The organism is Weissella sp. DD23 (genome assembly GCF_001579105.1).
GTDB classification, from domain to species: Bacteria; Bacillota; Bacilli; order Lactobacillales; family Lactobacillaceae; genus Weissella; species Weissella cibaria.
In genome coordinates, this window is record NZ_KQ970397.1 from 38,161 (window position 1) to 39,959 (window position 1,799).

Genomic DNA, 1,799 nt, shown 5'->3' on the forward strand with positions numbered 1-1,799 from the left:
CGATGATGGTAACCACTAAATGGAGAATTAATATGTTGAAATATGTTCACACGTCATGGCTACATTTTGTGTTGGTGTACCTGGCGGTTATGTTAGATGGTGGGATTGCCTTGCATTTTGCACCGATCTTATTTAAAACGCCGATGTCGGCGAGCCCATATCTCTCATTGATTATTATGATGATGCCAATTTTGACCGGCACTGATTCGCAAATGAAGGGACGTTGGTTGTATATTGCTGCATTCCTTGGCGGCTTACTGTTTGATATTTTTTATAGTGGTATCATTGGTATTTCAATGATTGGCTTTCCACTAACTGTTTGGGCAGCAAGTAAGCTCCAAACTTATTTATCACATAACTTTTTGTCGGCGATGGCAGTTTGGTTTGTATCGATGAGTTTGTATCTGGTCTTTGATTATGCAGCATTTGGGATCATCAATTTGACGAATTTGAACTTTAGCGAATTTATCATGTTCCACATGTTTCCAACGTTGATTGTCAATTTGTTAATTTTGGTCGTCATTTATGGCATCATGAATTATCTATATCATGCGGCACGCCAGCCCGATGTGTCGGCGTACAATGTTGATCAGCGTGATCTGAATATGCGGATGACAGGTAAGTCACGGTCAACGCGATTATAAGTTGGTGATCAAAGGTGTTGACTTAAAGTACAAAGTCAATTAAAGTTATCTCATAAAGATTTGATTGGACGAGTAGTTTAACGTCATTGCTTAGAGAGTTGTGCAGAAGCTGGGAAGCAACCAATGGCCTAAATGAACCACACCCATGATTATCGGTACAAGTCAAAACTGTACCCGATTCGTCTCGTTATCGACGCGCGCCTGTTTTGATTGAGCAGGGGTCTGAGTGTTATTTGGTAACAAATAGCAAAATTGAGGTGGAACCACGAAATTAGTCGTCCTCAAGTAACCTTTATTTAGGTTGCTTGAGGGCTTTTTTGTTTAGTTAAGGAGAAAGCTATGGAGTACATGTTGCAGATTATGCCAAGTCTGCTAAGCGGATTGAAAATGACATTTGGTGTCTTTGCCCTAACGCTGATTGGGTCAGTACCGCTTGGTATTTTAGTTGCTTTAGCGTTAAAATCAGATATTTATTTGCTACGCTGGGTGACGAACGCTTATATTTGGGTGATGCGTGGTACGCCATTGCTATTGCAGATCGTGTTTGTCTACTATGGGTTGAGCTTAGCCCACATCGTGACGCTACCACGTTTTGAAGCTGCGGTGGTCACATTCATTCTGAACTACGCGGCATACTTTGCCGAAATTTTCCGTGGTGGGCTACAAAGCGTGCCGCAAGGTCAATATGATGGTGCCAAGGTGCTTGGTCTGACGCGTTGGCAAACAATGCGTAAAATCGTATTGCCACAAGTGGTCAAGATTGTCATGCCATCCGTTGGTAATGAAGTGGTGACCCTGGTCAAGGATTCATCACTGGTTTATGTCATCGGACTTGGTGATTTGATGCGTGCTGGTAATATTGCGGCATCACGAGACGTCACATTGATGCCTTATTTGTTAGTGGGACTGTTATATTTGCTACTGACAGCTTTGGCGACCGTTATTCAACGACGTGTCGAGACGAAGATGAACTATTACCGTTAAGGAGAGAGCCATGCTTGAAATTAAAAACTTAGCGAAGTCGTACGATACGCGGACGATTTTCAAAAATATGAATTTAACAGTTAACGATGGTGAGGTCCTTAGTATTGTCGGCCCATCCGGAATTGGTAAAACGACCTTTCTACGTATTGTAGCTGGGCTTTTGCCTGCAAA

Annotated in this window: 3 protein-coding genes; all 3 read left to right on the forward strand. The window is 42.4% G+C overall.

Annotated features, from left to right (window positions below):
• Positions 1-32: 32 nt before the first annotated feature.
• On the forward strand, positions 33-644 hold the full coding sequence (gene mreD / locus WEIDD23_RS10115) for a rod shape-determining protein MreD (protein ID WP_010372596.1): 612 nt from the start codon (positions 33-35) through the stop codon (positions 642-644).
• Positions 645-983: 339 nt separating this feature from the next.
• The gene (locus WEIDD23_RS10120; RefSeq protein WP_010372597.1) at positions 984-1,628 is read left to right on the forward strand and encodes an amino acid ABC transporter permease; all 645 of its coding nucleotides are present in this window, start codon (positions 984-986) and stop codon (positions 1,626-1,628) included.
• A 10-nt stretch (positions 1,629-1,638) separates the two neighbouring features.
• Positions 1,639-1,799: ATP-binding cassette domain-containing protein (locus tag WEIDD23_RS10125; protein WP_156469626.1), on the forward strand; the 161-nt coding region annotated here is incomplete at its 3' end.

What these genes read in the sequence shown, in the direction of transcription:
- mreD (WP_010372596.1), top strand. Translation starts at nt 33, where the DNA reads ATGTTGAAATATGTTCACACGTCATGGCTACATTTTGTGTTGGTGTAC.
- WEIDD23_RS10120 (WP_010372597.1), top strand. Translation starts at nt 984, where the DNA reads ATGGAGTACATGTTGCAGATTATGCCAAGTCTGCTAAGCGGATTGAAA.